The organism is Duganella sacchari (assembly GCF_900143065.1).
Lineage (GTDB): Bacteria > Pseudomonadota > Gammaproteobacteria > Burkholderiales > Burkholderiaceae_D > Rugamonas > Rugamonas sacchari.
The window spans coordinates 1-25,890 of the sequence record NZ_FRCX01000001.1; the positions used below are offsets into that span (position 1 = coordinate 1).

Sequence of the window (25,890 nt, forward strand, 5' to 3'; positions counted from 1 at the left end):
AGCGACGCCGGCGGCGAACTGCTCCAGTCGCTGGTGCACCAGCGCTACAAGCTTAAGCGCAGCATCGTGGTGACCTCCAACCGGGTGGTGCAGGACTGGGGGAAGTACCTCGGCGACAACACCATGGCGACCACCATCCTGGACCGTCTGATGCACCGCGCGCACCTGCTGGAGTTCGAGGGGAAGAGCTACCGCTTGAAGGAGGCCGCCAGCCGTCTGACCGGCTTGGTCAAGCAGGGCGAGTCAAAAAATGACCCGGCTGCGGTCGATTAAACTACAATCCGACTGTCCTGCCTGGGGGAATTTGACCCGGCCAAGGGTGGGGGAATTTGAAGTGGCCAACGGGGGACCGGCAAATTCTTGCTACCGACTTACAAGATTTTCCAGGTCAATACGACCTGGTCGACGGCTGCTTGCTGAATATCATGCAACGTGGTCATCGGCTTTTTATGCAGTTGGAAAATCAACCAGAAGCCGAGATTGTGGCGATCGGCGCTGCGGCATTCGTGGCTAAATCTGGGCAAGTAAGACTTGAATTCGCTCAGTACCCAAATGGAAACGTGTCAGCTGTGCGCGTGATTGATACCGCAGCTAAAGGGCAGCGTAGTTGCCAACGTCCTGCTCGGGACTTACGCAATGATTCTCACTTTGTACCGAATACCGTATCGGGTCCAAACGGAGTGTCTCCATCCAGAATTCAATAATGCCGTCCAGATCTGACTGGACTTTTGCTCATGCATTGGAAAGTCCGGTATTGGCAGCCGAAGCCGGTCAGACTCTCGGCTTTTTTGTGACGACGACAGCGAACGTAAATGCGGTCGCAATGCCTATTCCGATGCCGAGCGCAAATCCCAAAGTCGAACTGTGCAGGGCAACTGCGAGTGCCGTTCCTGCTCCCGCTCCAACCCCAGTACCAAGTAATAAGGGTAGTATCATTTTCGCCCCTGATTTAGAAATCATTGCGACTACAACTGCGGCTTTTGACCGTTAAACGTCAAGACAAGTAATCGACCTTGTCGTCAAGCTCAGCGTCCCTGAGACGTCATGGTGATAGGCTGCTTCTGGCCGAACTCCGTCAAATTCCGCCCAAATAGGCGGCAAGCAGACCATCTGAACTTTCAATTCCGAGAACGTCCATTATCGACTCCAGTTCGGTACCAAAATGTTCACGCGCTTCTGTATCCTCTTTCTCAACCAAGGCTAAAGACAGCTGAAACTCCGCCAGAACCCAAAGCTTTGTGGGGTTGGCTTGAACTCCACTTATCAATCGAAGTAGTAAGTCATTGAGAATCGTTGACAGACGTTTTTTTTCTTCTGCTGTGTTTTCGCCAGGCAGCGAGCCAAATTTTTCTACCGCTTTAAGGATGTGTAACTTCATGACTGTTGTGTCATCAACCTCGATTGGCTCATCAATAACTTCGGATAGTGGGTCATATTTCATATAGCAATTTCATTCTAGTTTTGGTGAGCCGCCGCTCTAGGCTGTGGATTCAATCATTCAACGCAGACAAGCATAGCATTTTTGCCATAGTGAAATTTCACATTTTGTCACAACAAGCGCTTTCCGAGATGAAGATCGGCAGATAAGGTGAAGTTATCCGGCGCAGCACGACGCTCACCGCTGAATCAAACATCTGCGGTGCGATAGTATAAAAAGGGAGGATTTTTGAATGCGCAAAAAAACAAAAAGCCGCTCATGGCGGCTTGATCATTACGCTTTGGCGTCCCCACGGGGATTCGAACCCCGGTACTCACCGTGAAAGGGTGATGTCCTAGGCCTCTAGACGATGGGGACCAAGGAACTTCTCAAGATGCATTCTACGCTGTTGGTGGAGGTAAGCGGGATCGAACCGCTGACCTCTTGCATGCCATGCAAGCGCTCTCCCAGCTGAGCTATACCCCCCGGGCGCAGAAAACATTTACTACTACCGACCAGCTCTGGCAAAGCTGGCGTCCCCACGGGGATTCGAACCCCGGTACTCACCGTGAAAGGGTGATGTCCTAGGCCTCTAGACGATGGGGACCTTGGAACTACCGTACTACTTTCTCTGCAAACTTGGTGGAGGTAAGCGGGATCGAACCGCTGACCTCTTGCATGCCATGCAAGCGCTCTCCCAGCTGAGCTATACCCCCGTTTGCGCGAGAGACAAGAGTATAGCAGAGGCGTCGTATTATGCAAATACCCTTTTGCAACTTTGCCCCTGCTTCAACGATTAAATCACAGGAACTTTGCCAGGCGCGCCACAACGGTGTCGCGGCCGAAGATTTCCAGCACCGCGTCAATCGCCGGTGTTTGCAGCTGGCCCGTAATGAACAGGCGCAGCGGCATGGCGATCTGCGGCATCTTCAAGCCATGTGCGGCCAGCACTTCTTTAATCATGGCGGCCAGCGCCGCCTTGTTCCACTCCACCGTTTTGCAACGCTCGGCAAAGTCGGCCAGCGCCGGCTTGACGGCATCGGTGACGTGCTGGGTCAGCAGCGCCGCGTCCGGTTGCGGCTCGCGGTAGAACAGCATGGCGGCGTCGGCCAGTTCGTTAACAGTATTGGTACGCTCTTTCAGCAGACCCAGTACGACTGGCAGCGCCGGTGCGCCTTCGAACACGGCGCCGCCGGCCAGCATGCGCGGCTTGGCCAGTTCAGCCAGACGCTCATTGTCGGCCTGCTTAATATAGTGGTTGTTCAGCCAGTTCAGTTTTTCGATGTTGAACTGTGCTGCCGAATTCGACAGGTGGGTGCCGTCGAACCACGCGCACACCTGCTCCATCGAGAACACTTCATCATCGCCGTGGCTCCAGCCCAGGCGCGCCAGGTAGTTCAGGATGGCTTCCGGCAGATAGCCTTCGGCCGGATATTGCATGACGTTGACGGCATCCTTGCGCTTGGACATTTTGGCGCCGTCCGAACCCAGGATCATCGGCAGGTGGCCGTACAGCGGCAGCGGTGCGCCAATCGCGCGCAGGATATTGATCTGGCGCGGCGTGTTGTTGACGTGGTCGTCGCCGCGCAGCACGTGGCTGATTTCCATATCCAGGTCGTCGATCGCCACGCAGAAGTTATAAGTTGGCGTGCCGTCCGGGCGCGCGATCACCAGATCGTCCAGCTCTTTATTACCGATGGTGATGGTGCCTTTGACGAAGTCGTCCCAGCTCACTTCGCCATCCAGTGGGTTCTTGAAGCGCACTACCGGCTTGCGGCCTTCCGGAATCGCCGGCAGTACCTTGCCTGGTTCTGGGCGCCAGGTGCCGTCGTAGCGTGGCTTTTCGCCAGCGGCCGTTGCGCGGTCGCGCATGGCTTGCACTTCTTCCTGCGACGAGTAGCAGTGGTAAGCAGTGCCCGCTTCCAGCATCTGGCCCACCACTTCACGGTAGCGGTCCATGCGCTGCATCTGATAGAACGGACCTTCGTCGTGGTTCAGGCCCAGCCATTCCATGCCTTCGATAATCGCCTGCACGGCTTCCGGCGTCGAACGTTCCAGGTCGGTATCTTCGATCCGCAGCACGAAGGTGCCGCCGAAGTGACGGGCGAAGGCCCACGAATACAGCGCCGTGCGGGCGCCGCCGAGGTGGAGGTAGCCGGTCGGGCTAGGGGCAAAACGGGTGCGGACTGGCTTGGCTGGTGCCGGTGTTGGTACGTTCGTCATCGAAGTAAAAAGCTGAGATATAAAAGCGCTATTTTACCGCGTCAGCGTGGGCTTGGCGCCAACAACCGCCGGATCACGCACCTTACCAGCCGCTAAAGCGCGGCCAGACCGGCCAGTCGCCGCCGTTTTGCGGGATCACGTGATACTGGCCGTGTTGCGCCGCCGTGGCGCAAGCGTGGTTCGGCAGGACGCGCAGGCTGCTGCCGACCGGGAAGCGCTGGGTGATGTCCGCACCCGTCTCGCCACGCCATTGCAGCACGCCGTGTTCCTGGTTGGCCTTGCCAAAACCAGCTCCTGCACCGGCCTCCCCTCGCTATCGCACACCAGGCCGTAGCCGTGATGGTTGTGGCCAAGGTCGCGGCTCATCGCCATCCAGCCACCGTCGGTGATGACCCAGCCTTGCGCGGGCTGGTGGCCGATCACGGTGCACAGCACGCTGATGGCAACATCGTCGGTGCTGCATACACCCACATCGACCATCACCATATCAAAGAACACGTAGACGCCCGCCCTCACCTCCGTCACGCCTTCCAGATGACGCGCGCTGAGCGCGGTCGGCGTCGAGCCGACGCTGACCACTTCGCAAGCATGGCCGCCATGACGCAGCAACTGCGCCGCCGCGACGCAGCGCGAACGCTCCTGCTCGGCCATGGCCGCCAGCGCTTCCGGCGTATTCAGGTCGTAGGATGCACCTGCATGGGTCATCACGCCCTTGAGCCGCGCTCCGCCCTGCAGCGCGGCGGCGATCGCCAGCAGCACAGGGTCGTCTGGTTTGACGCCGGAGCGATGGCCGTCCGTGTCTATCTCGATCATCACGTCGTAGCAAACGCCATGTTCCGTACCGTGCCGGGCCACCTGCTGCGCCATCGCCACAGACTCCAGCAGCAACGTCAGACGCAAGCCTTCGCGGATCAGCCTGAGGGCATGATCCAGCTTGTTGGGCACAATCGCCACCGCATACAGAATGTCGTTCACACCGGCGCGGAAAAATTCTTCCGCCTCTTTCAGCGTCGATACCGTGATCCCGCGCGCGCCCTCCGCCAGCTGGCGACGCGCCACCTCCAGGCACTTGCTGGTCTTTACGTGCGGACGAAACGCGACGCCCAACTGATCCATGCGCTGCTGCATGCGTTGAATATTGCGCTGCATGCGCGCCTCATCCAGCAACAACGCCGGCGTTTCCAGAACAGTTTGCATCCGTGACTCCTTAAAATTAAACATTTCATCCAATTTTAGATGAAATTCATAACCCTTGCTCGAGGTAGGCGCAGAACATATCTGCGATGGCGTCGCCATAGGTCCGGGCCTCGGCTGGCGTGCGCGCAGTATTGGACACATGCTTGCCCATGGTGCTGAGCGTGGTGAGGATCATGTCTCCCGCCATCGTACGCGCATCGGCGTTGGCCTTCGGCCAGACCTCCAGCATGAACTTGTCGATCGTCTCCTGTACCGCAGCGCGCGCTTCTTGCGCTTCCGGCGCATTGCGGTACAGCGGCGCCGCATCGTCCAGCGCACCGCGCATTTCCACTTCCTCGCACTCGGACTGCACAAAAACATGCACCAGATTGCGCAAGCGCTCAAGCGGCGGCTTGCCCGGCGCCTCCAGCGCGCCACGCATCATGTCCGTGGTCTGTTTCCACTCATCGGTTTGCAGCCGGAACAGGATAGACGCCTTGTTTGGAAAGTATTGATACACCGATCCAACGCTCACGCCAGCCTTCTCCGCCACCCTCGCGGTGGTGAAACGCTGTGCGCCCTCTTTGGCCAAAACCTGAATAGCGGCCTGCAATATGGCCGCCACCAGTTCGGCGGAACGGGCCTGTTTCGGCTGTTTTCTCGAGGAGATCTGCGGGCGCGGGCGGTCTGTCATGGCAGCGAAAAAGTGGGTTGAGGAATGCGAATAGAAAATGTGACGAATTCGTCGCATACTTCGATGTGACGAATTAGTCGCATTTTACGCCAGCGCGGCATCGCGCTCAACCTACAGGACACCATCATGACCACTATCGCCACACCACAATTCAATGCCTTGATTGACCAGCTGTTTGCCGAATCCAAGGCCGCCATGCCGGACCGCAGCCATCCGTTCTTCCAGCTCAGCGAAGCGGAACAGGACAAGCTGATGGCCAGCAAAACTGAATACCTCGACTTCTACCGCAGCCTGAAAGACATGCCGCTGGCCGTCTCGCGCGAGAGCGGCATGCTGCTGTATATGCTGGTGCGCGCCAACCAGGCGCTGTCGATCGTCGAATTCGGCACCTCATTCGGCGTGTCCGCCCTGTACCTGGCCGCCGCGCTGAAGGATAACGGTGGCGGCCACCTGCTCACCACCGAGTTTGAGCCATCCAAGGTGGAACGCGCCCGCGCCAACCTGGCCTCGGCTGGCCTGCTCGACCTGGTCGAAATCCGCCAGGGCGACGCCCTGCAAACCCTGGCCACCGACCTGCCAGACCGCATCGACCTACTGTTGCTGGACGGCGCCAAGGGCCTGTATCCAGAAGTGCTGCAGCTGGTCGAGCACCGTCTGGCGCGCGGCGCCCTCATCATTGCCGACGACGCGGCCTACAGCCCGGAATACCTGGACTACATCCGTTCGTCCACGCACAGCTATCTGTCGATGCCACTGGATGGCGGCATCGAACTTTCCCTCCGTCTCAAGTGAGCAAATCATGCAATCTACTTCTCCGGCGCCAGGCGGCGCCAATGTATTCCTGACGCTGGCGCCTATCACGCTGGCAGTATTTATCGCTTTTCTGACTATCGGCATCCAGCTGCCCGTGCTGCCGCTGCACCTGCACGACACACTGGGCATGGGGCCAGGTGTGGTGGGCCTGGTGGTCGGCGCGCAGTTTGCCGCCGCCCTGCTGTCGCGCGCCTGGGCCGGCAACTTTGCCGATATGCGCGGCGCCAAGCGTGCCGTCATCACCGGCGCACTGACGGCTTCCGCCTCCGGCCTGATCTACCTGGCCTCGCTGGCTTTTGTTGATGCTCCCGTGTCGTCGGTGTGGGTGCTGGTTGCAGGCCGCGTGCTGCTGGCATTGGGCGAAAGCCTGATCGTCACCGGCACCATGGGCTGGGGCATCGGCCTGGTCGGACCGCAGAACGGCGGCAAGGTCATGGCCTGGCTGGGCATTGCCATGTATGCCGCTTACGCACTCGGTGCGCCGGTAGGCGTGGCGTTCAACAGCGTTGCAGGCTTTAACGGCATCGCGATTGCCACCATCGTGACGCCACTGCTGGCCGCCATCATCGTACTGGGCGTACGCGCCACGCCGCCCAGCGCCACGCGCCGCACGCCGTTCTACAAGGTGCTGGGCGCAGTGTGGGCGCCGGGTGTGGGACTGGCTTTGTCCAGCGTCGGCTTTGGTGTCATCACGGCGTTCATTGCGCTGCTGTTTGCCGCCAAATCCTGGGGCAACTCGGCACTGGCCTTCTCCGCGTTTGGCGCAGCCTTCATCGGCGCCCGCCTGCTGTTCGGCCACCTGCCGGACAAACTGGGCGGCGCCCGCGTGGCGCTGGTGTGCGTGGTGATCGAAGCGATTGGCCAGTTGCTGATCTGGGGTGCGGATACAGCGCCGCTGGCGTATATGGGCGCCGCGCTGACCGGTTTCGGCTACTCGCTGGCCTTCCCTGGCTTTGGTGTGGAAGCCATGCGCCGCGCGCCGCCGCAAACGCGTGCACTCGCCATGGGCGCATATGTGGCTTTCCTCGACATCTCGCTCGGCATCACCAGCCCACTGGCCGGCATGCTGGCCGCGAACTGCGGCATCAGCGCGGTATATCTGGCGGGTGCGGCGTCGGTATCGCTGTCCTTCGTGGTCGCATTGATGCTGCTGGGACGCCAGTCGCAAGGAGTCCGCCATGCTTGAATTTCTGCGCCCCAAACGCCTGCAAGTCCACGCGCAGGTGCTGGCGACACGTCTGACGTCGCCGCACCTGCAGCGGATTACCTTCGGCGGGCCGGAACTGGCGGCCTTCCTGCAAACGGATGGCATCGACACGCCAGCCGCCTGGGTCAAGATCTTTCTGCGATCGGGTGAAAGCCGTGCCTACACCATCCGCAGTGTCGATCACAGCGCAGGCACGATGGACATTGAATTCGTGCTGCATACGGCGCATGGCGCATCCGGTCCCGCCGCAACCTGGGCTGCACAAGCCCAACCCGGCGAACAGGTCGTCATCGCCGGTCCGCGCGACGGCGGCTACGCGCTGCCGGATGGCGCAAACTGGTTGCTGCTGGCCGGCGACCTGACCGCGATGCCGGCCATCCAGCGCATCGCGGCGACGCTACCGCCAGGCCTGCCGGCCGAGATCCACGTCGAACTGGCATCGCCAGACGACCGCCAGGTCATCGACAGCACGGCCTCGCTGAATGTGCACTGGCTGCCCGCTGGCGCCATGCCAGGCAGCGCACTGTGCCTGTCGCTGCTGAATCGCCCGTTGCCGCCCGGTCCCGGCTATATCTGGATCGCCGGCGAATCGGCCAGCATCCGCAGCCTGCGCAACCGCTACCTGCAAACGCCGTGGCTGGACGCCAAACGCGTCAGCGCCAAAGGTTACTGGAAAGTCGGCGAAGCAGCGCACCGCGACGCAGCCTAAATTGTTGTTGACATCAGGATAATCCCCAAGCAGTATACTCTGCATTACAGAGTACTCTATGGATCATCATGAATCAGCAAATGGCGCGCGACATGCTCGCGGAGATTGAGCAAACCCAGCAACGTAGCGCGCAGTATCTCGGCTATTGGCGTCAAGGCCCCACGGTTCAGCTGTGGGGCCTGGTATGGATCATCGCCCATATCGCCGGCTACTTCCTGCCCGCCAGCGCCGGCCCGATCTGGCTGGTCTGCGACGCCATCGGCTTCGCCGGCACCGCCCTGCTCCGCCTGCGCCATAGCGCAGATGACAGCAGCCAGCGGCAGACCGACCGCCGCCTGATGTGGGCCGGCTGCATCCTGCTGGCGTTTGGCGCCATCGCGTCCATGCTGATCGGCCCTCGCGGCCGCGCGATTGAAGTATTCTGGACTTGCCTGTTCATGAGCGCGTACATGCTGCATGGCCTGTGGTTTGGCTTGCGCTGGACCGTGCTGGGCGCGCTGGTGATCGCCGTCAGCCTGCTGGCCTACTTCTCGCACAGCTCATGGTATGAACTCATCATGGCCGCTGCGGCCGGCGGCGGCCTGCTGCTGGGTGGCACCTGGATGCGCCACGCACGCTGAGGCCATCCACATGAACGGCCTCGATGAAGTGATCCACCAAAGCACACGCCTGCGCATGATGACGGCGCTGCACGCGCTCAAGAAAGATGAGTGGATAGAGTTCGTGCGCCTCAAATCGCTCATCAACGCCAGCGACGGCAACCTGGGCGCGCACCTGGAAACGCTGGCGCGCGCCGGCTATGTGGAAATCGACAAACAAATCGTCGGCAAAAAACCGCTGACCCGCATCCGCACCACCACCGCCGGCCGCGCCGCCTACCGCCACCACGTGGCGCAACTACGCTCGCTGCTGGACATGTAATCCGACCTGAAAGGAATACCATGCATCTGACTTTGATTGGCTGGCTGCACACGCTGGCTTGCTGTTACTCGCTCATCATCGGCGCCAAACTGCTGTGGGCAGCCAAGGGCGGCACGGCGCACCAGCGCGATGGCCGGCGCTACATTTATGCGATGGTGTTTGTGAATCTGAGCGCGCTGGGCATCTACCAGATCGGCGGCTTCAACATCTTCCACGTACTGGCGCTGTGCACGCTGGCCAGCCTGGCGATTGCGTTTGCCAGCGCGCGCTGGCAAACGCCGGGACGGCAGTGGCTGCGCGTCCACCTGACCGCCATCGTCTTCAGCTACTACCAGCTGATCGGCGGCCTGATTAACGAACTGTTCTCGCGCGTGCCATCACTGATTGGCCAGCAGGCCATGCTCGGCCTGTCGCAGGGTCTGACCATCGTGGTGTTCCTGATGATCCTCTCCTACTTCTGGGGCCGGACGGCGCGCGGCGCGGCGGCGGCCATCGCGCTGGCCGCATTGGCCACCACGGCGCAAGCCAGCACACTGACATTGGATCTCAAAGGCGTCATCCCTGGCAAAGGCAGTGTGGCCATTGTGGTGTACGACAGCAGCGAGAGTTTCCTGCACAAGGGCATGAAGAAAAAGATCGTCCCCGCCGGCGAGGCTGCCATGCAGGTAAAGCTGGAAGATCTGGCGCCTGGCGACTACGCTGTCGCGCTGTTTCAGGACGTGAACAACAACGGCAAGCTGGACACCATGATCTTCGGCATTCCCTCCGAACCCACGGGCTTCAGCAATGACGCAGAAGGCAGCTTCGGCCCGCCCAAATACGAAGCGGCCCGCTTCTCGCTGCCCGCCGATGGCAAGACCATCGGCATCACGCTGCACAAGTGATTACTTGACGGTGATTTTGATTTCCTTGTTCATGCCCGGGCCGTAGGCCTGGTGCAGGCCGTTGGCAAACTGCATGGTCAAGGTGTAGCTCCCCGGCGGCAGGGTCAGTTCCGTTTCGGTCTGGCCCTTGCCGAAGTGGATGTGCTTCTCGTCGGCAGGAATCACCTCGCCGGCCTTGACCGGCATGGCGTTGACCAGCAAATGATGGTGGCCGGTATTGGAGGTCATGTCGCCGGCCGGCTTGATGTCCATGCCGGCCACCGCAAACTTGACCTTGAACGGGCTGGTCACCGTCGCGCCGTTGGCCGGCTCGACAAACCATACCGATTGCTGCGCAAACGCGCCCGCGCTCAGGGTCAGCAGCGCTGCCGCCAATACCGCTTTCATCATGATGCTCTCCTGTTAGTCGTTCTTGACGACGATGGTAGGGAACTTGCTGGTCATGTCCTTGGCTTTTTCTGCCACCTGCACCGCTACTTTACGCGCGATTTCCTTATAGATGGAAGCAACTTTGCCATCCGGGTCCGCGACCACGGTCGGCTTGCCGGCATCCGCCTGCTCGCGGATCGCCATGGTCAGCGGCAGCGCGCCAAGGAAGTCCACGCCGAAGTCCTTGCACATCTTCTCGCCACCGCCGTGGCCGAAGATCTCTTCCGCGTGGCCGCAGTTGGTGCAGATGTGCACGCTCATGTTTTCCACCACGCCCAGGATCGGGATGCCGACTTTCTCGAACATCTTCAGGCCCTTGCGCGCGTCCAGCAGCGCGATGTCCTGCGGCGTGGTAACGATGACTGCGCCGGTGACCGGCACTTTTTGCGACAGCGTCAGCTGGATGTCGCCGGTACCTGGCGGCATGTCGACAATCAGATAGTCCAGGTCGCGCCAGTTGGTCTGTTCCAGCAGCTGCTGCAGCGCCTGCGTGACCATCGGGCCGCGCCACACCATCGGCTCATCCGGATCGATCAGGAAGCCGATTGACGACACTTGCACGCCATAATTCTCCAGCGGCTCCATCGACTTGCCATCCTTGGTCTGCGGACGGCCCGATACGCCCAGCATCATCGGCTGCGACGGGCCGTAGATGTCGGCATCCAGCAGGCCAACCGAAGCGCCTTCCGCGGCCAGCGCCAGCGCCAGGTTGACGGCGGTGGTCGACTTGCCCACGCCACCCTTGCCCGAGGCCACGGCAATGATGTTTTTCACATTAACCATCGGCTTCAGACCGCGCTGCACGGTGTGCGCAAGGATCTTGCTGGACACGCTCACGCTGATATTGCCCACGCCCGGCAGTGCCTTCAAACCGGCAATCACACTGCTGCGGATGGCGTCGATCTGGCTGTTGGCTGGATAGCCCAGTTCGATGTCGAGCGAAATATCGCTGCCATCGACCTTCAAATTCTTCACGGACTTGCCGCTGACGTAATCTTTCGTTGTATTTGGATCAACAATTTGGGACAGGGCGGCCTTGACGTCTTCTACTGCAATGCTCATGTAACTCTCCGTTAAATATGCTGCCATTCTAGCGCAACCTGCGCAAGCGCCGCATCCGCTGTTAAAATGCTCCTTTTCCACCCAAAAAGTGCATTAACCATGACTCGTAAGCTGTTTGTCACCACTGCCCTGCCCTACGCGAACGCCGCTTTCCATATTGGCCACATGATGGAGTACATCCAGGCTGACATCTGGGTCCGGTTCCAGCGAATGCAGCGTGACGGCGATGCACCGCGCGAGGTGCACTTTGTCGGCGCCGACGACACCCACGGCACGCCGATCATGATTGCGGCGGAAAAGGAAGGCATCACTCCCCAGGAGTTCGTTGCCAAGATCGCGGCTGGCCGCGCCCAGTACCTGGACGGCTTCCATATCGCGTTTGATAACTGGTACTCGACCGACTCACCGGAAAACGTCGAACTGTCGCAAGGCATCTACCGCAAGCTGCGCGATGCGGGCCTGATCCAGACCAAAACCGTGGACCGCTTCTTTGACCCGGTCAAAGGCATGTTCCTGGCCGACCGCAACATCAAGGGCGAATGCCCGAAATGCGGCGCCAAAGATCAATACGGCGACAACTGCGAAGTATGCGGCGCGGCTTACCAGCCGACCGACCTGGTGAACCCGTTCTCCGTGTTCACCAACGCCACGCCGGTGCTGAAACCATCGGAACAGTACTTCTTCAAACTGTCCGACAAGCGCTGCTACGAATTCCTGCGCGACTGGCTGAACACCCCTGGCCGCCTGCAGCCGGAGATGGTCAACAAGGTGTCCGAATGGCTGGGCGAAGCCGGTGAAAAACTGGCCGACTGGGATATCTCGCGCGATGCGCCTTACTTCGGCATCCCGATTCCTGACGCACCGGGCAAATACTTCTACGTCTGGCTGGACGCGCCAGTGGGCTACCTGGCTTCGCTGAAAAACTACTTCGGCAAGAAAGGCATCGACTACGACGCCTTCCTGCAAGACCCGAACGCGGAACAGATCCACTTCATCGGCAAGGACATCGTCTCCTTCCACCTGCTGTTCTGGCCAGCGATGCTGAAGTTTGCCGACCACCCGACCATCGACCGCATGCGCGTCGCGGTGCACGGCCACCTGACCGTCAACAACGAAAAAATGTCCAAGTCGCGCGGCACCGGCATCTCGCCGCTGCGCTACCTGAACCTGGGCATGAACCCGGAATGGCTGCGCTACTACATCGCCTTCAAGCTGAACTCCAAGGTCGAAGACCTGGACTTCACCGGCGACGACTTCGTGGCCCGCGTGAACTCGGACCTGATCGGCAAATACGTCAACATCGCGTCGCGCTGCGCCGGCTTCATCGCCAAGAAATTTGACGGTAAGCTGGCCACCAGCCTGTCCGCCAACGCGCAGGAGTGGATCAAGCGCGCACTGGTGACGCCGGAAGGCGTGGAACGCCAGGCCAGCATCGCTGCCAACTTCGAATCGCGCGAGTTCGGCAAAGCGCTGCGCGAGATCATGGAGATCGCCGACTTCGCCAACCAGTACGTGGACGAGAACAAGCCGTGGATCCTGGCCAAGGATGAAAGCAAGCTCGCCGAACTGCACGACGTCTGCACCACCGCGCTGATCCTGTTCCGCCAGCTGTCCATCCTGCTGTCGCCAGTGCTGCCAGGTGTGGCCGCCAATGTCGCCAAGTTCCTCAACGACGAGCAGTTCGACTGGACGCAAACCAATGTGGCCAGCGGCGTGGTCGCCAATGCCATGCTGGGCCGTACCATCGGCGCCTACACGCACCTGATGACCCGCGTTGATCCGAAGATGATCGAAGACCTGTTCGATGCGCCAGCCGCTGGCGCCGCACCAGCGGCCGCACCTGCCGCCAAGGCTGAGAAGCCAGCCAAAGCGAAGGCCGCCCCAGCGGTGGCCGTGACCGAGACTGGCATTGAAGTGATCGCACCGGAAATCTCGGTAGACGACTTCTTCAAGGTCGACCTGCGCATCGCCAGGATCGTCAACTGCGAACACGTGGAAGGCTCCGACAAGCTGCTGCGCCTGACGCTGGACGCTGGCGAAGGCCGTCACCGCAACGTCTTCTCCGGAATCAAATCGATGTACCAGCCGGAAGACCTGATCGGCAAGCTGACCGTGCTGGTGGCCAACCTGGCGCCGCGCAAGATGAAGTTTGGCGTGTCGGAAGGCATGGTCATGGCGGCATCGGCAGTCGACGAGAAAGCCAACCCAGGCATCTACATCCTGAACCCATGGCCGGGCGCTGAACCGGGCATGCGCATCAGCTAAGGAAGCCGGCATGAACCTTGTGGTGCGCGAAGCGACAAAGGAAGATGCCAAACTGATCGCCGAGCTCACGCGTGCAGCGTGGGCCGGCAAGGTCAGTGTTACCTCCAGCGGCCACCGCGAAACCGCCGTCCTCGTATCAGAACACCTGCGCGATGGCGGCGGTTTTGTTTTGGAGATCGATCAGCAACCGGTAGGCTCGGTACGCTGGCTGCCGCTGGATGCGGAGCAGGACGTGTGGGAAGTGTGCCGCATGGGCGTGCTACCGGAACATCGCGGCAGCAATCTGTCGCAGCATCTGCTGGAAGCCGTGATCCACCACGGCCTGGCCGTGGGCGTGGAAGAAGTACGCCTGGCGGTGCGCGCCGACCAGCCCAAACTCATCGACTTCTACACCGCGTATGAATTTGAGCTTGCGGAAGAGCTGGAATACTCGCACGCCAATCCACTGGAGCCCGCGCCGCTGGTGATGCGACGCTCGCTGCGGCACTGAATCGCTTGTCCGACGTAATCACGAGGGTGCGTCCTACCTGCTGTTGGGCGACAAGGTGAAAAAATAGCTGTTCACAGTTACCTCACCTGAGGACACATCATGAAGCTTGCCATCCCACTGCTGGCTATCTGCCTGAGTTCAGCAGCTTACGCCCAGCAAACCAATCCTGACCCGGCGGTTAAAACCGCCAACGGCAAGGCTGCGCATGCCAAATCGACCAGCCAATCGAAATGCGCCGGTATGCAAGGCGGCGTCGATGCCAGCGGAGGCGAAAGCGTCGAAATGCACGCCAAATCGGACAAAGCCACCGCCGCGAATAGCAAAGCATGCGGCAAAGATAATCGCAAAGCCGATTCTCCCAGCGCCGCGCCGACAACACCTAATCCAGAACAAAAAGATCCGGTACTTAAATAATTGCAGTACATGACAGGCGGCTTCCGCCCCAACGCAGACCTTCGAACTTATTATAGAAAATGATTCGAACTGCAGCCGAAGTTATAAAGCGAGTATTAAAATCGCGAGAAATGATTTACGCACTGTCGCATTCCTTCTCCCCTAACATCACTCTTTCGCCTGAGACTCAACATTTGGCAATACTGTAAAGCGAACCGCTTTTTTAAACCTCGCTGGCTCAAGAAAGAGTGCCTCGACGTTGGGCCCATGAATTTCAAAACTATCCTCATAACCGCAATCAGCAGCGACATTTGGCCTGTACGGCACATAATATTGTAAGTGTCGACTATCTTTAATATACAACCAACCCCAATGAAATAAAGCGCTATTTATACACTGGTCGGCATCAATGTTCAATTCGGGACAGGAGTAACCAGGATTTTTTTTATTTTTCATCAAACATGCTCTAGATTCCCGTTTAGCTTTTTCAAGCGTCTTACGGATAGAATCTGCCAGAAGATCACTTAATTTTTGCTCCGCCTCTCCAACGAACAGGTTCGCAATATTGATTTCTTTACCTGCTGCATAATCGTAGACAACACTATCAACGTTGATGAAATAGCCAACTCCTCGATATGTGCTCTGTGTTGTCAAAAAAAATAAAGTACCGAACCGCTTATCTAGACTGACAGTAGCAACTTCTGCGGCGATATCTTGCACTGCTTTGTCGGTTTTCAACATTGCAATCACTTGGCTGTCTTTGCTTTTTAGCACTTTCTCAGCAAGGACATCATCCTGTGGAAACAATCCGTGAATAGACGTTTCACGTAACCAAGAGTTGAATTGTTTTAGCCTCGACGATGTATTTCCAACAAAGTACGGGTATCGCCATTCTTTTTCCTCTCCTTGCTCCGTCGTAATTTTTGCTCCTGCTTCTTTCACAAAAATAGGCGTTAACTCTTTTTCAGCTAGAGTCAAATCATTCGATGGCGCGGCATAGCTCGCAATAGAAAACATTGCCGTTGACCAGACAAATACGCTTAGAATCTTCATGCTTCCCTTAGATTTTGGCAATCGAACGCAGGTTACAGAACGACTTGTCCGATCTTTAAAATGAGTGTCCGGAACTGGCCGAATCCGTACTATCTGCCGATTTGAGATTTAATAGCAGATTTCTTCCAGCGTGACATAAAAATAGCCGCTTCGCAATTTTTGAGTGAATAAAAATACCGCGTAGGGCTTAGCCCACCTTCCGGCCACTGGAAGACGATGCTGTAATGAATAGACACCTTGCCCAATTTCCGTGAGTATCGGAGAAGCCGACTGGGTGATTCCTATGCAGGTAGAAAGCCTCTGTCCCGCTGTAGCAGCACCAATGGAGCTTGCCAGCTTCTGCCGATTCCATTGTTTTCCTCTAGCATCTAGCCCGCCGAGCGCTGCGCCATAGTCGTTTTTTGCCAATGATTCGAAGAAATCTCTGGCAAATTCGATAAATGCCTTCGATGGGCTATAAGAAGTACCTGAAATCATAAAAGAAAATAATTCTGTATTTGAACGACTGCTGTTGGCCGTGGTCGGGCTATTCGTTTGGATAGAAAACAAGGATTCGAGAACTTCCCGAGGGCATCCTCACGCCGTTTACGACCAACGGGCCTCCGTCAGCAATCAGTGGCTGAAATTCTTGCTGCCCACTATCCCCGTAGATTGCCTCCTGCAGAAGTGACTTGGCAAAGTCATACATGGCCCTCCTGCTTGAAAAGTTCAAATTGATATCGCCATTATCGGCATCAATCTTTGCTACCAGGCGGTGACGGTCATCGCCTTGCACCTCGGCCGAACTAACATCATCTGCCGCAGCAATCGTAAAGTTACATTCCAAGTTTTCTCTCATAATTCTCTGTCTCTGCCCGTCGGCTCATGGCCGGATTAAGACATCTCAATGTTCATAGCGCGTCTCAACGCCACGCCAACCACACGCATCGAGAACAGCTCCGGCACAAGCCATCACTTCGCCCCAAGCCGGAGTAATCAAGAGTTTCTCCAGCGAGTCCGGCAGTGAAGCCACTCGCTCGTCGTAGAAGGCGTCAAACTTGACTAGCTGGACCATTTCATCGGCTGAGAACTCACGAGCAAACTGTGCATCAGTCGGATGATAAAAGTCATCGAACCACTGATTGACTAACTCGTTTGCCACGTTGACCGGAGCTGCCCTTTGGTACTCAATCTGGTCACAGCGAGAAGCAATCAAGTTCAGTAAATTAATGATGTTGACGCGATTTGGTTCCAAGAAGTCTCCGCTAATTCAACGATACATAGATGACCGTTTTTGGGCGTTATCGGCGAATCATGGTGCGTCGTTGAAGCCGTATCGAAGCTTTACCAGGACCATCAATCCAATCAGTATGGACGATACTGCTAACCCTACGAGCCCCCCACGTTGATAGTCTTCTTTGAGTAGCATGCCAAGCAGTTGCAATAAAAGTGCAAGCACCCTCAAGGTACAATAAAACTACAGTGGTTTTAACTAACGGTCCAGCGTAATCATATCCACAGCCCAGTTCTTTGCCACCTTGATTTATTGACGAACACCAATATGCCTCCGGAATACAGAGGCCGGCTATTAAAAGCAACAACGGCGCCCAAGCTAACACACTACGATACATGAACAAGTTCCATTCTTCTGAGCGACCGCAATTGGCCGATATCGGCGTGTCATGGTGCATCATTGAAGAAGTATCGAAGTTTTATTAGTACCATCAACTCAATCAGTATGGTCGATATAGCCAACCCGGTCAGACCCAATGCAGATAGCCTTCGTTGAGTAGCATGCCAAGCAGTTACAATGAAGGCGCAAGCACCGCAAAGCTGCAACAGAGCGAAAGTCGTTTTTACTTCAGTTCGGGCATAATCAAATCCGCACACTAGTTCCCGGCCTCCCTGATTAATCGAAGAGCACCAATATGACTCTGGGATACACAGGCCAGCAAATAACAGCACCAACGGTGCCCAAGCTAAAGCACTTCTATACATAATCAACTTCTCTTGTTCTCAGCGGCTGTTTCTGACTGGTAGCTGAATTTTTTCATTTAGTCCCACCACGCGCCGCAACTAAGTTCAACATCATCGGATTCGAACTTATCTGCGCCTAGTTGATGAAGGAACAAATTCCTGAGTTCGGAAATTAATGAATCACGGTCTTGCTCAGAAATACGAGTGCCACTGGGGCGAGATGGAGTGTCTTCAAGCTGATGCGTCCAATGTGCGAAGTCGACCATCAATAATGGTGAGCCCGCACGACCAAACCGCCAACCAGCGACGCGACCACGAAACTGATCAAGCGCACTGCAAATTGTCTTCGCATCAAATGCATCATGCGACGGAACAACCGAAATCACCAACTTAATCTCATCTGTCGTCAGTCGCTCGGTCAGAAAATCGAGTGAGCGAAATTTTGCATCATCATCTATTAAATCACCGTACCCAAGCCTAACGAATTGCTCCGCAACCTCTACACGGCCAATAATTGTTTTTTCCATTTTGATTTTTCACAACAGTTGCAAACACCAAACGGCTGCTATTGGCCGGTTGCAGTAGCGCCGACCTATCAATTAGCGCCGCTTGTCGTCCGTTATCTGGGCTAGTAACTCTGGGGGAATTTTTTGTCCATTTGAACTCAAATGACGTATCGTCTCATGCAGTAAGTTCATTCGGGTAGTTTTTACTACGGCCCAAGCAACAATTCCTACAATCGGCGTCAGAAGAGCAATTATCGGAATCAGCAGCGGCGATATATCGGTGAGAAAACTCATTTTTTTAATTATTAATAAATTTAATTTCAAAGATCGGTTTCACAGGAATGACGGTTCATGGCCGGTTGCGTCTAACTCTGCCCATACAAGCCCAGTCATTTTCCAAAAAATTTTCGAAGCCCCCACAACAAGACAGCAGAACAGATGATGCCAACCAAAGTGATACAAATGTAGCGTACGGTCAGCGAATCTATTCCATTGTCGGAAGCCCCAGAAACGTTTCCCGATAAACCAATGTTGGAAAAAGTTGAAGTGAAACAAACGGCCATTATTACGTACGCTGCGACCAAGCCTATCGAGGCAAACCACCATGGACTAGTTATCTTATCTCTCCAAAAGTACCAAAATCCTGCGACTTGAGCTACCGGGAGAAAGATACTTATGACCAATGCGTTGCCGAGTATAGAGCTCATCATATAAAACTTCTCCTTCTCAGTAACAGTCTAGCAACCAATGCCCGGAAAAGGCCGACCACTCCCTCCTAATCGGGTTCATCATTCCTTAACCACCTTTCCCAGCTTTAAGAAAACCCATGCAATCCCCAAAAGTGGCAATGTCATCGCCAGAGTAAGAAGTAATGCAGGAATCGGAGGCGCATGCATCCAAACTACCGCTCCGAAAAGGTAAACAACGGCGACGAGCGCAATCACCACGTTTAGCAAATGGCCGGCCAGCAACGATAGTTTTTTGGCGATTTTTTTCATAGTCCGTGGCTGCCTTGCCTACGCAAATAAGACCAATCAAAGGCGTGTGTCAGAGTCTGTTCTTGGCCGTTGGCAACCTAGAATAATTTCCAGCAAACTGGCCTGCTGCCGCCAATATTGGCGCCAGTCGAGGTAACGCGTGGCTCATGATCGACTAGAACCCCAACTAACGGCTTCTGCTGTTTAACGGACTCGCGTATGTCGCTCCATTCGATACCAGCAAGCGGTAACCTCAAGCGCTGAGCTAATGTTCCATCTCCTTCGGCCCACGAGAGGTATAAAAAACGCGCGGCAGGTGGGCCGTGAGCGAAAGAGCCGAGCAACACGGGCTCACCGGATTTCCCAGATTTTACTTGGAGAGATAGTTCAAATGTAGTTTCACCAGCGGCGCCAATAGTTCCGATTTGCAGGCGCCCGCCTTTGTCTTGCACACCGAAAGTTCCGGGTTTGCGCCCCCAAATTAACGGTCCTTTACCGTCATAGACTACTCTCAAGTGTACGAAATCCATTTTCGAAATCAATTCGTCATTTTTAGCCAACAGCCAGCCAATCACATTCAGGTACCCTCACAGTACACAAGACGATGGCAATTTACCATATAAGCCTTGCCGAAAATCTAGCGAAATGCCACTGAGGAAACTGCGATCGAAATAACTCTTTAAGGTAGATTGCCTTCCCTCGCTTTTCGACTAGGATGGAGCGGCACATCACCTAACTCGAAAGGACATGTCATGCAGATTGATCTGAAGGGTAAGACAGCTATCGTTACTGGTTCCACGCGTGGCATCGGTTACGCCATTGCACTGGGCCTGGCCGGCGCTGGAGCGACGGTTGTTATCACGGGCCGCAAGCAGACGGACGTAGATCAGGCGCTCAACAAGCTGCGCGATCAGGTGCAGGGAGCGCAGGTGCGCGGTGTGGCGGCGGATCTGGGGAATGCGGCAGGTTTCGCTATCCTGCAAAAGGCCGAGCCGGTGGCGGACATCCTGGTCAACAACCTCGGTATCTTCAATTTGCAGCCATTCGCCGAGATTCCCGATGAAGAGTGGATGCGCTTCTTTGAAATCAACATCATGTCGGGCGTGCGCGCCAGTCGCGCTTACCTGCCCGGCATGCAGCAGAAGAACTGGGGACGTATCGTGTTCATTTCGTCGGAATCGGGACTGAATATTCCAGCCGATATGATTCACTACGGGTTCACCAAGACCGGTTATCTGGCGATCTCGCGCGGCCTGGCCAAGAGTCTGGCCGGCACCGGCATCACGGTGAATGCGGTGCTGCCCGGACCTACGCTATCGGAGGGGGTGCAGCACCTGGTGGCGCCGGATGCCGACTATGCGGCTGCGGAGCGCGAGGCCAACGCCTTTGTGAAAGAGCATCGCAGCACCTCCATCATCCAGCGGGTGGCGACGCCGGAGGAAGTCGCCAACATGGTGGTCTATGTCTGCTCGCCACAGGCATCGGCCACCACCGGCGCGGCACTGCGCGTGGACGGCGGCGTGGTCGATACCATCAGCTGACGGCTATTTGTAGATACCGCAGCCGATCACCACATCGTCCACACGCTCAACGTAAGTGCGTTTGGCGTCAATGGTGCCAGTGCTCGGGTTAGGCCATTTGTAATCGACCCAGCCTTTGCCTTCTTTGCCCATGCCGACGGCGAGTATGTCCTTGATGAGGAACTTGCCGTCCGCATCCTTCATCTCCTTGACGTTTTTGCCGACCAGCTTCTGGTTGGCGCCATTGGACGTTTCGATGCCGTCGCCATTGGCGGAGAAGGTGAAAATATACAGGTCCTTCTGGATGAACTGTCCTTTCGGATTATTGAACTCGGCGTAGGCCTTTTCTTTGCCATTCTTCTTGAGGAAGTCGCCGGCTTTTTTCACCATGGCCACCGCTTCATCCGCCGTGCCCTTTTCTGCCGCGCCGGCGACACCCATCCACACCATCAACAGCACCATCAATATACGCTTGAACATAACCACTCCTTAAAAAATATGGCGGATGCCGAGGTTGAGCGCGCGGTTGCCGGTACCGCCTTCAATCGCGCTGCCGACCGTGTAGCCGGCGCCGTTCTTGTTGCGGATGTAACCGTACACGCCATATAGGTCGGTACGTTTGGACAGGTAGTAGCGATACCCCGCCGCAAACTGCTCCGCATCCTGATTGAAGCCGGTCTTGTCGTTCTTGCGAATGTAGGAGCCCAGCCAAGTGCCCAGGCCAGCAGGCACGGTCACGCCCAGCAGAATGACGTCGCTGTCGGTAGACGGTGTCGGCGCCACCGCCGCGCCAAACGGATTGGCCAGGTTGCGCGGCAAGGCGCTGTTGACGCCTTTGTCCACCCCATAGGCGAAATGCGCCTTGGCCACGCCGAAGTCGTACAGCGCTGTAATCACGGAGTTACGCGCACTGCTGACGTTCTTCACGGTGGCAGTTTCGTTGTTGCGATAGTGCGTGGAGAGCCGCAATGTCAACGGACCGCCGACGTATGCCAGGGTGCCGCCGAACTGGCGGCTGGCACTATTGTCACCAGCCACCTCGCCGGCGCCGTACACCACCTCCGTGCTGAAGCCATGCACCATCGGCGAGATGTATTTGACGGCATTGTCCATGCGGCTCGCACTATTGCCGGTCGATGCCATGAGGTTCTTGGTATCGCCCGCAGTACCGGAACCGAAGGGATCAACCGCCGCCACGGCCAGATACTGCGGCGTGTACTGGCGGCCTATCGCCACTGTACCGGCGCTGCCTTGCAGGCCGACGTAAGCCTGACGGCCGAACAGCAGACCGCCCTGCCCCATCGCGCCGGTATCGCCCTGGAAGCCGTTCTCCACCAGGAAGATCGCCGACATGCCGCCGCCCAGATCCTCCGTGCCTTTGAAACCGATGCGCGAGCCTGATTCCACACCGCTCGTCACCTTGGTGCTGGAAGCCGTGCCGCCACTCTCGTGCACCAGCGCCATGTCGAATATGCCGTACACGGTGACGTTGGACTGCGCCGCCGCCATGCCTGCCACTGCACTCAATGCGAGTGCCATCATTGTTTTTTTCATTGTCATCTCCCTTGTTTTAGTTAAGCGCCGAAGCCACCACCGCCCGGCGTTTCAATCGCAAACACATCGCCTGCCTGCATCTCCGCGGTATGGGTCGCACCAAATTCCTCGACCGTGCCATCGCCGCGCTCCACCCAGTTGCGTCCCAATGCGCCCGCCTCCGCGCCCTGCAGGCCAAACGGTGCGATGCGGCGGTGGCCGGCCAGGATGTTGGCGGTCATCGCTTCCAGGAAGCGGATGCGGCGCAGCGCACCATCACCGCCACGATGCAGCCCCGCGCCGCCGCTGCCGCGACGGATGGCATGCGTCTCTACCAGCACCGGGAAGCGCCACTCCAGCACTTCCGGATCGGTCATGCGCGAGTTGGTCATGTGGGTCTGCACAGCGGCTGTACCGTCAAATCCGGGACCGGCGCCAGAGCCGCCAGCAATCGTCTCGTAGTACTGGTGTTCGTCGTTACCGAAGGTGAAGTTGTTCATCGTGCCCTGCGAGGCGGACATCACGCCCAGCGCGCCATACAGGGCGTCCGTGACGTACTGCGATACTTCCACGTTCCCAGCGACCACCGCTGCCGGATAGCGCGGGTTCAGCATCGAGCCTTCCGGCACGATGAGGTGCAGTGGTTTGAGTACGCCTTCGTTCATCGGAATATCACTGTCGATCAACGTGCGGAATACGTACAGCACCGCCGCCTTGCACACCGACAGCGGCGCGTTGAAGTTGGTCGGACGCTGCTCGCTGGTGCCGGTGAAGTCAACGATGGCGCTGCCGCTATCACGGTCGATGGTCAGCTTCACCTGCAGCAGCGCGCCGTCATCCATTTCGTAAGCGAAGCTGGCATCGCGCAGCTGGCGGATGGCCTTGCGTACGGCCTGCTCGGCGTTGTCCTGCACGTGCTGCATGTAAGCCAGCACCACCTCGTCACCGTACGTCGCTACGGCCTTCAGCAATTCATTGGCGCCGGTTTCGCATGCTCCCAGTTGCGCGATGAGGTCAGCGATGTTCTGGTCGATGTTACGGCTCGGCCAGGGGCCGGCGGCAAACAGCGCCCGCACTTCCTGTTCGAGGAAGACACCACGGTCGACGATCTTCAGGTTATCCAGCAGGACACCCTCTTCCAGGATGCTGGTGCTATTCGGTGGCATGGAACCTGGCGTGATGCCGCCCACATCGCCATGGTGGCCGCGCGCGGCGACGTAGAACAGCGGCTGATCGGCATTGCCATACACCGGGCAAACCACGGTGATGTCCGGCAGGTGGGTGCCGCCGTTGTATGGCACGTTAAGCACATACGCATCGCCCGGCGCCATGGTGGCGGCATGCTGGCGGATGACGCACTGCACGCTGTCACTCATCGAGCCAAGGTGCACCGGAATGTGCGGCGCATTGGCGATCAGATTGCCATGGCGGTCGAACACGGCGCAGGAAAAGTCCAGGCGCTCCTTCATATTGACCGAATACGCGGTGTTCTCCAGGGTGGTGCCCATCTGGCGCGCGATCGCCATGAACAGGTTGTTGAAGATCTCCAGGTGAATCGGATGCACGGCAGTGGTCATCTTGTGCGCGGCGCCGGCGGCGACCACGCGCTCCAGCAGCAGCGTATGGTCCGGCAGCACGCGTGCGCTCCAGCCGGCATCCACCACCGTGGTGGCGATGGCTTCGCGGATCAACGCCGGGCCGGCGACGCGGCTACCCGCTGGCAGCTCGGCGCGTACATACAGCGGGATCGGCACCGTCTGGCCATCAACGTAGCTGTAGACGCGGCCATCCACCACATTCCCGCCGCCGGACGGCACGGAGATTTCAAAGTCGGCGCCATCGCCGGCGCCTATCGCCTCGGCGGACACGGACTCAATCACCAACGGCTGGCCTTCCATCACGAAGCCGAAGCGGCTGCGGTACAGCGTGGCGAAGGCTTCGGCCATGGCGACCTCGCTGTCCAACGCGACGACGAAAGCAGAGTCGCTGTCCTGATATTTCACCCGCGCGCACAGTTCAACGCTGATGTCGTCCAATGCGACCTGCTGCGCCAGCAGTTCGTCGGCCGCCTGCTGCGTCAACGTCGCCAGTTGCGGCGCCAGCGCGGCGAGCGTGGCGGCATTCAGCGGCTGCTCGACGGCGGCTTCGCGCATTGCACGAATGTCCGCCAGTCCCATGCCGAATGCCGACAACACGCCAGCAAACGGATGAATCGCGATCTTGCTCATGCCCAGGACATCGGCCACGCGGCAGGCGTGCTGACCACCGGCGCCGCCAAAGCAGCACATGGCGTAGCGGCTAACGTCATAGCCGCGCTCCACCGAAATCGATTTGATCGCCTGCGCCATATTGTCGACAGCGACCGCCAGGAAGCCATCCGCCACCGCCGATGGCGACAAGCGCGTACCGGTTTCGGCTTCGATCTGCTCGGCCAGTTTGCTGAAGCGGCGCACCACCACGTCACGGTCCAGCGGCTGGTCGCCGCTGGGGCCAAACACGTGCGGGAAGTGCTCGGGCTGAATCCGGCCCAGCATCACGTTGCAGTCGGTGACGGTCAGCGGCCCGCCTTTGCGGTAGCTGGCCGGCCCCGGATTGGCGCCCGCCGATTCCGGGCCAACCTTGAAGCGGCCATTCTCGAAGCTGCAAATCGAGCCGCCACCAGCTGCCACGGTGTGAATGTGCATCATCGGTGCGCGCACACGCACGCCAGCAACGACGGTCTCGAACACCCGCTCATAAGCGCCATCGTAATGCGCGACGTCGGTCGAGGTGCCGCCCATGTCAAAGCCGATCACCTGTTTCAGTCCGATCGCCTCACAGCTCTTGACCGCGCCGACGATGCCGCCAGCAGGCCCGGACAGAATCGCATCCTTGCCCTGGAAACGGCTGGCGTCCGTCAGGCCGCCATTGGATTGCATGAACATCAGGCGCACATCGCCGGTATCCGCCGAAACGCGCGACACATAATCGCGCAGCACAGGCGACAGGTAGGCATCCACCACCGTCGTATCGCCGCGGCCGACAATTTTCATCAGCGGGCTGACTTGATGGCTGACCGAGATTTGCCTGAAGCCTGCCTCTTCGGCCAGCACGCGCAGACGCCGTTCGTGCTGCGGGTAGCGGTATGCGTGCATGAGCACAATCGCAATCGCATCGATGCCGCGTTCGCGCAATGACTGGAACTGGCGCCGCAGCAGCGCTTCGTCCGGCGCTTGCAGCACTTCGCCACGTGCACCGATACGTTCATCAATCTCGATCACGTCTTCATAGAGCAGATCCGGCAGTGCGATGTGCATGGCGAAGATATCCGGACGGTCCTGGTAGCCGATGCGCAGCTGGTCGGCGAAGCCACGGGTAATCGCCAGTGCGGTACGCGCGCCTTTGCGCTCCAGCAGCGCATTGGTCGCCACCGTGGTGCCCATCTTGATGACCTCAATCTGCCCGGTTGGTAGTGGATCGCCAGCCTTCAGCCCCAGCATCTCGCGCATGCCCTGGGTAACGGCGTCGTCGTAGCGCTCCGGGCACTCCGACAGCAGCTTGTGCGTTACCAGCTTGCCGTCGGGACGGCGCGCGACGATGTCCGTGAAGGTGCCGCCACGGTCAACCCAGAATTGCCAGCGCAGTTGTTGAGCGGGGATGTCGTTTTTCATGATGATGCCTTT

The 25,890-nt window shown here is 58.0% G+C and carries 26 protein-coding genes, 4 tRNA genes and 1 pseudogene; 11 read left to right on the forward strand and 20 right to left on the reverse strand.

Annotated features, from left to right (window positions below):
- On the forward strand, window positions 1-273 hold a 273-nt coding region (locus BUA36_RS00005; RefSeq protein WP_167544236.1), incomplete at its 5' end, for an ATP-binding protein.
- A gap of 802 nt (window positions 274-1,075) precedes the next feature.
- Here the strand turns inward: BUA36_RS00005 and BUA36_RS00010 are convergent.
- The 8 genes and pseudogenes from BUA36_RS00010 to BUA36_RS00045 form a co-directional block, all read right to left on the reverse strand.
- Window positions 1,076-1,441 carry a DUF4844 domain-containing protein gene (locus BUA36_RS00010; protein WP_072780363.1) on the reverse strand — a complete coding sequence of 122 codons (366 nt, stop codon included), beginning with the start codon at window positions 1,439-1,441 and terminating at the stop codon, window positions 1,076-1,078.
- A 278-nt stretch (window positions 1,442-1,719) separates the two neighbouring features.
- Window positions 1,720-1,795: transfer RNA gene (locus BUA36_RS00015), tRNA-Glu, on the reverse strand.
- A 32-nt stretch (window positions 1,796-1,827) separates the two neighbouring features.
- A tRNA-Ala gene (locus tag BUA36_RS00020) sits at window positions 1,828-1,903 on the reverse strand.
- A gap of 45 nt (window positions 1,904-1,948) precedes the next feature.
- Window positions 1,949-2,024 (reverse strand) — tRNA-Glu (locus BUA36_RS00025).
- A gap of 33 nt (window positions 2,025-2,057) precedes the next feature.
- Window positions 2,058-2,133 (reverse strand) — tRNA-Ala (locus tag BUA36_RS00030).
- Window positions 2,134-2,218: 85 nt separating this feature from the next.
- The gene (gene gltX / locus BUA36_RS00035; RefSeq protein ID WP_072780364.1) at window positions 2,219-3,640 is read right to left on the reverse strand and encodes a glutamate--tRNA ligase; all 1,422 of its coding nucleotides are present in this window, start codon (window positions 3,638-3,640) and stop codon (window positions 2,219-2,221) included.
- Window positions 3,641-3,722: 82 nt separating this feature from the next.
- A pseudogene (locus tag BUA36_RS00040) lies at window positions 3,723-4,837 on the reverse strand (alanine racemase).
- A 46-nt stretch (window positions 4,838-4,883) separates the two neighbouring features.
- Window positions 4,884-5,510: a TetR/AcrR family transcriptional regulator gene (locus BUA36_RS00045; protein WP_072780365.1), complete on the reverse strand. Its 627-nt coding sequence runs from the start codon at window positions 5,508-5,510 to the stop codon at window positions 4,884-4,886.
- A 126-nt stretch (window positions 5,511-5,636) separates the two neighbouring features.
- Between BUA36_RS00045 and BUA36_RS00050 the strand changes: the two genes are divergently transcribed.
- The 6 genes from BUA36_RS00050 (at window position 5,637) to BUA36_RS29850 (ending at window position 10,044) form a co-directional block, all read left to right on the forward strand.
- On the forward strand, window positions 5,637-6,302 hold the full coding sequence (locus BUA36_RS00050) for an O-methyltransferase (protein WP_072780366.1): 666 nt from the start codon (window positions 5,637-5,639) through the stop codon (window positions 6,300-6,302).
- A gap of 7 nt (window positions 6,303-6,309) precedes the next feature.
- Window positions 6,310-7,509: an arabinose transporter gene (locus tag BUA36_RS00055; RefSeq protein WP_072780367.1), complete on the forward strand. Its 1,200-nt coding sequence runs from the start codon at window positions 6,310-6,312 to the stop codon at window positions 7,507-7,509.
- Window positions 7,502-8,239, forward strand: a complete 738-nt coding sequence (locus BUA36_RS00060) for a siderophore-interacting protein (RefSeq protein WP_072780368.1) — start codon at window positions 7,502-7,504, stop codon at window positions 8,237-8,239. The genes BUA36_RS00055 and BUA36_RS00060 overlap by 8 nt, the downstream gene beginning before the upstream one ends.
- Window positions 8,240-8,307: 68 nt before the next feature.
- Window positions 8,308-8,859 carry a hypothetical protein gene (locus BUA36_RS00065; RefSeq protein ID WP_072780369.1) on the forward strand — a complete coding sequence of 184 codons (552 nt, stop codon included), beginning with the start codon at window positions 8,308-8,310 and terminating at the stop codon, window positions 8,857-8,859.
- A 10-nt stretch (window positions 8,860-8,869) separates the two neighbouring features.
- Entirely contained in the window at window positions 8,870-9,160 is a 291-nt protein-coding gene (locus BUA36_RS00070) for a transcriptional regulator (protein WP_072780370.1), read from the forward strand.
- 20 nt (window positions 9,161-9,180) lie between these two features.
- The gene (locus BUA36_RS29850) at window positions 9,181-10,044 is read left to right on the forward strand and encodes a DUF2141 domain-containing protein (protein ID WP_084559925.1); all 864 of its coding nucleotides are present in this window, start codon (window positions 9,181-9,183) and stop codon (window positions 10,042-10,044) included.
- On the opposite strand, the gene BUA36_RS00080 is transcribed toward BUA36_RS29850, so the two are convergent.
- A complete protein-coding gene (locus tag BUA36_RS00080) occupies window positions 10,045-10,434 on the reverse strand; it encodes a DUF4399 domain-containing protein (protein WP_072780372.1) in 390 nt (129 codons plus the stop codon).
- A 12-nt stretch (window positions 10,435-10,446) separates the two neighbouring features.
- Window positions 10,447-11,535, reverse strand: coding sequence for an iron-sulfur cluster carrier protein ApbC (gene apbC / locus BUA36_RS00085; protein WP_072780373.1), 1,089 nt, complete (start codon window positions 11,533-11,535; stop codon window positions 10,447-10,449).
- A gap of 99 nt (window positions 11,536-11,634) precedes the next feature.
- Here apbC and metG point away from each other — a divergent pair, with 99 nt between their 5' ends.
- From metG to BUA36_RS00100, 3 genes are all read left to right on the forward strand, one after another.
- Window positions 11,635-13,800, forward strand: a complete 2,166-nt coding sequence (metG, locus tag BUA36_RS00090; protein ID WP_072780375.1) for a methionine--tRNA ligase — start codon at window positions 11,635-11,637, stop codon at window positions 13,798-13,800.
- 10 nt (window positions 13,801-13,810) lie between these two features.
- Window positions 13,811-14,290 carry a GNAT family N-acetyltransferase gene (locus BUA36_RS00095; protein WP_072780377.1) on the forward strand — a complete coding sequence of 160 codons (480 nt, stop codon included), beginning with the start codon at window positions 13,811-13,813 and terminating at the stop codon, window positions 14,288-14,290.
- Between the two features lie 99 nt (window positions 14,291-14,389).
- Window positions 14,390-14,704: a hypothetical protein gene (locus BUA36_RS00100; protein ID WP_072780378.1), complete on the forward strand. Its 315-nt coding sequence runs from the start codon at window positions 14,390-14,392 to the stop codon at window positions 14,702-14,704.
- 147 nt (window positions 14,705-14,851) lie between these two features.
- Here BUA36_RS00100 and BUA36_RS00105 read toward each other — a convergent pair whose 3' ends face one another.
- The 7 genes from BUA36_RS00105 to BUA36_RS30095 form a co-directional block, all read right to left on the reverse strand.
- Window positions 14,852-15,736, reverse strand: coding sequence for a hypothetical protein (locus BUA36_RS00105; RefSeq protein ID WP_139260306.1), 885 nt, complete (start codon window positions 15,734-15,736; stop codon window positions 14,852-14,854).
- A 108-nt stretch (window positions 15,737-15,844) separates the two neighbouring features.
- Window positions 15,845-16,285, reverse strand: coding sequence for a hypothetical protein (locus BUA36_RS30085; RefSeq protein WP_139260307.1), 441 nt, complete (start codon window positions 16,283-16,285; stop codon window positions 15,845-15,847).
- Window positions 16,263-16,574 carry a hypothetical protein gene (locus tag BUA36_RS30870; RefSeq protein ID WP_072780381.1) on the reverse strand — a complete coding sequence of 104 codons (312 nt, stop codon included), beginning with the start codon at window positions 16,572-16,574 and terminating at the stop codon, window positions 16,263-16,265. Before BUA36_RS30870 ends, BUA36_RS30085 begins: the two co-directional genes overlap by 23 nt.
- A 45-nt stretch (window positions 16,575-16,619) precedes the next feature.
- Window positions 16,620-16,970: a hypothetical protein gene (locus tag BUA36_RS00115; RefSeq protein WP_139260308.1), complete on the reverse strand. Its 351-nt coding sequence runs from the start codon at window positions 16,968-16,970 to the stop codon at window positions 16,620-16,622.
- Between the two features lie 799 nt (window positions 16,971-17,769).
- Complete coding sequence (locus BUA36_RS30090; protein WP_139260309.1) at window positions 17,770-18,219, reverse strand: hypothetical protein; 450 nt, start codon at window positions 18,217-18,219, stop codon at window positions 17,770-17,772.
- Between the two features lie 767 nt (window positions 18,220-18,986).
- Window positions 18,987-19,196: a hypothetical protein gene (locus tag BUA36_RS00120; RefSeq protein ID WP_072780385.1), complete on the reverse strand. Its 210-nt coding sequence runs from the start codon at window positions 19,194-19,196 to the stop codon at window positions 18,987-18,989.
- A gap of 77 nt (window positions 19,197-19,273) precedes the next feature.
- Window positions 19,274-19,750 carry a DUF5990 family protein gene (locus BUA36_RS30095; RefSeq protein WP_139260310.1) on the reverse strand — a complete coding sequence of 159 codons (477 nt, stop codon included), beginning with the start codon at window positions 19,748-19,750 and terminating at the stop codon, window positions 19,274-19,276.
- A gap of 177 nt (window positions 19,751-19,927) precedes the next feature.
- Here BUA36_RS30095 and BUA36_RS00125 point away from each other — a divergent pair, with 177 nt between their 5' ends.
- A complete protein-coding gene (locus BUA36_RS00125; RefSeq protein WP_072780387.1) occupies window positions 19,928-20,716 on the forward strand; it encodes an SDR family NAD(P)-dependent oxidoreductase in 789 nt (262 codons plus the stop codon).
- Window positions 20,717-20,719: 3 nt separating this feature from the next.
- On the opposite strand, the gene BUA36_RS00130 is transcribed toward BUA36_RS00125, so the two are convergent.
- From BUA36_RS00130 to BUA36_RS00140, 3 genes are read right to left on the reverse strand one after another with little or no spacing between them, the layout of a single operon-like run.
- Window positions 20,720-21,175 (reverse strand): cache domain-containing protein, encoded by a 456-nt coding sequence (locus tag BUA36_RS00130; protein ID WP_139260311.1) that lies wholly within the window; start codon window positions 21,173-21,175, stop codon window positions 20,720-20,722.
- 9 nt (window positions 21,176-21,184) lie between these two features.
- Window positions 21,185-22,249: a porin gene (locus BUA36_RS00135; RefSeq protein ID WP_072780388.1), complete on the reverse strand. Its 1,065-nt coding sequence runs from the start codon at window positions 22,247-22,249 to the stop codon at window positions 21,185-21,187.
- Between the two features lie 20 nt (window positions 22,250-22,269).
- Window positions 22,270-25,878, reverse strand: a complete 3,609-nt coding sequence (locus BUA36_RS00140) for a hydantoinase B/oxoprolinase family protein (protein WP_072780390.1) — start codon at window positions 25,876-25,878, stop codon at window positions 22,270-22,272.
- Window positions 25,879-25,890 lie beyond the last annotated feature (12 nt).

Excerpts from the sequence above, each read along its gene's own strand:
- BUA36_RS29850 (WP_084559925.1), top strand. The coding sequence starts at position 9,181 with ATGCATCTGACTTTGATTGGCTGGCTGCACACGCTGGCTTGCTGTTAC.
- BUA36_RS00105 (WP_139260306.1), bottom strand. The coding sequence starts at position 15,736 with ATGAAGATTCTAAGCGTATTTGTCTGGTCAACGGCAATGTTTTCTATT.
- BUA36_RS00070 (WP_072780370.1), top strand. The coding sequence starts at position 8,870 with ATGAACGGCCTCGATGAAGTGATCCACCAAAGCACACGCCTGCGCATG.
- BUA36_RS00120 (WP_072780385.1), bottom strand. The coding sequence starts at position 19,196 with ATGAAAAAAATCGCCAAAAAACTATCGTTGCTGGCCGGCCATTTGCTA.
- BUA36_RS00080 (WP_072780372.1), bottom strand. The coding sequence starts at position 10,434 with ATGATGAAAGCGGTATTGGCGGCAGCGCTGCTGACCCTGAGCGCGGGC.
- BUA36_RS00045 (WP_072780365.1), bottom strand. The coding sequence starts at position 5,510 with ATGACAGACCGCCCGCGCCCGCAGATCTCCTCGAGAAAACAGCCGAAA.
- BUA36_RS00010 (WP_072780363.1), bottom strand. The coding sequence starts at position 1,441 with ATGAAATATGACCCACTATCCGAAGTTATTGATGAGCCAATCGAGGTT.
- BUA36_RS00100 (WP_072780378.1), top strand. The coding sequence starts at position 14,390 with ATGAAGCTTGCCATCCCACTGCTGGCTATCTGCCTGAGTTCAGCAGCT.
- BUA36_RS30870 (WP_072780381.1), bottom strand. The coding sequence starts at position 16,574 with ATGAGAGAAAACTTGGAATGTAACTTTACGATTGCTGCGGCAGATGAT.
- BUA36_RS00140 (WP_072780390.1), bottom strand. The coding sequence starts at position 25,878 with ATGAAAAACGACATCCCCGCTCAACAACTGCGCTGGCAATTCTGGGTT.
- BUA36_RS00135 (WP_072780388.1), bottom strand. The coding sequence starts at position 22,249 with ATGAAAAAAACAATGATGGCACTCGCATTGAGTGCAGTGGCAGGCATG.
- gltX (WP_072780364.1), bottom strand. The coding sequence starts at position 3,640 with ATGACGAACGTACCAACACCGGCACCAGCCAAGCCAGTCCGCACCCGT.
- BUA36_RS00050 (WP_072780366.1), top strand. The coding sequence starts at position 5,637 with ATGACCACTATCGCCACACCACAATTCAATGCCTTGATTGACCAGCTG.
- BUA36_RS00055 (WP_072780367.1), top strand. The coding sequence starts at position 6,310 with ATGCAATCTACTTCTCCGGCGCCAGGCGGCGCCAATGTATTCCTGACG.
- apbC (WP_072780373.1), bottom strand. The coding sequence starts at position 11,535 with ATGAGCATTGCAGTAGAAGACGTCAAGGCCGCCCTGTCCCAAATTGTT.
- metG (WP_072780375.1), top strand. The coding sequence starts at position 11,635 with ATGACTCGTAAGCTGTTTGTCACCACTGCCCTGCCCTACGCGAACGCC.
- BUA36_RS30090 (WP_139260309.1), bottom strand. The coding sequence starts at position 18,219 with ATGGAAAAAACAATTATTGGCCGTGTAGAGGTTGCGGAGCAATTCGTT.
- BUA36_RS00060 (WP_072780368.1), top strand. The coding sequence starts at position 7,502 with ATGCTTGAATTTCTGCGCCCCAAACGCCTGCAAGTCCACGCGCAGGTG.
- BUA36_RS00065 (WP_072780369.1), top strand. The coding sequence starts at position 8,308 with ATGAATCAGCAAATGGCGCGCGACATGCTCGCGGAGATTGAGCAAACC.
- BUA36_RS00125 (WP_072780387.1), top strand. The coding sequence starts at position 19,928 with ATGCAGATTGATCTGAAGGGTAAGACAGCTATCGTTACTGGTTCCACG.
- BUA36_RS00130 (WP_139260311.1), bottom strand. The coding sequence starts at position 21,175 with ATGTTCAAGCGTATATTGATGGTGCTGTTGATGGTGTGGATGGGTGTC.
- BUA36_RS00095 (WP_072780377.1), top strand. The coding sequence starts at position 13,811 with ATGAACCTTGTGGTGCGCGAAGCGACAAAGGAAGATGCCAAACTGATC.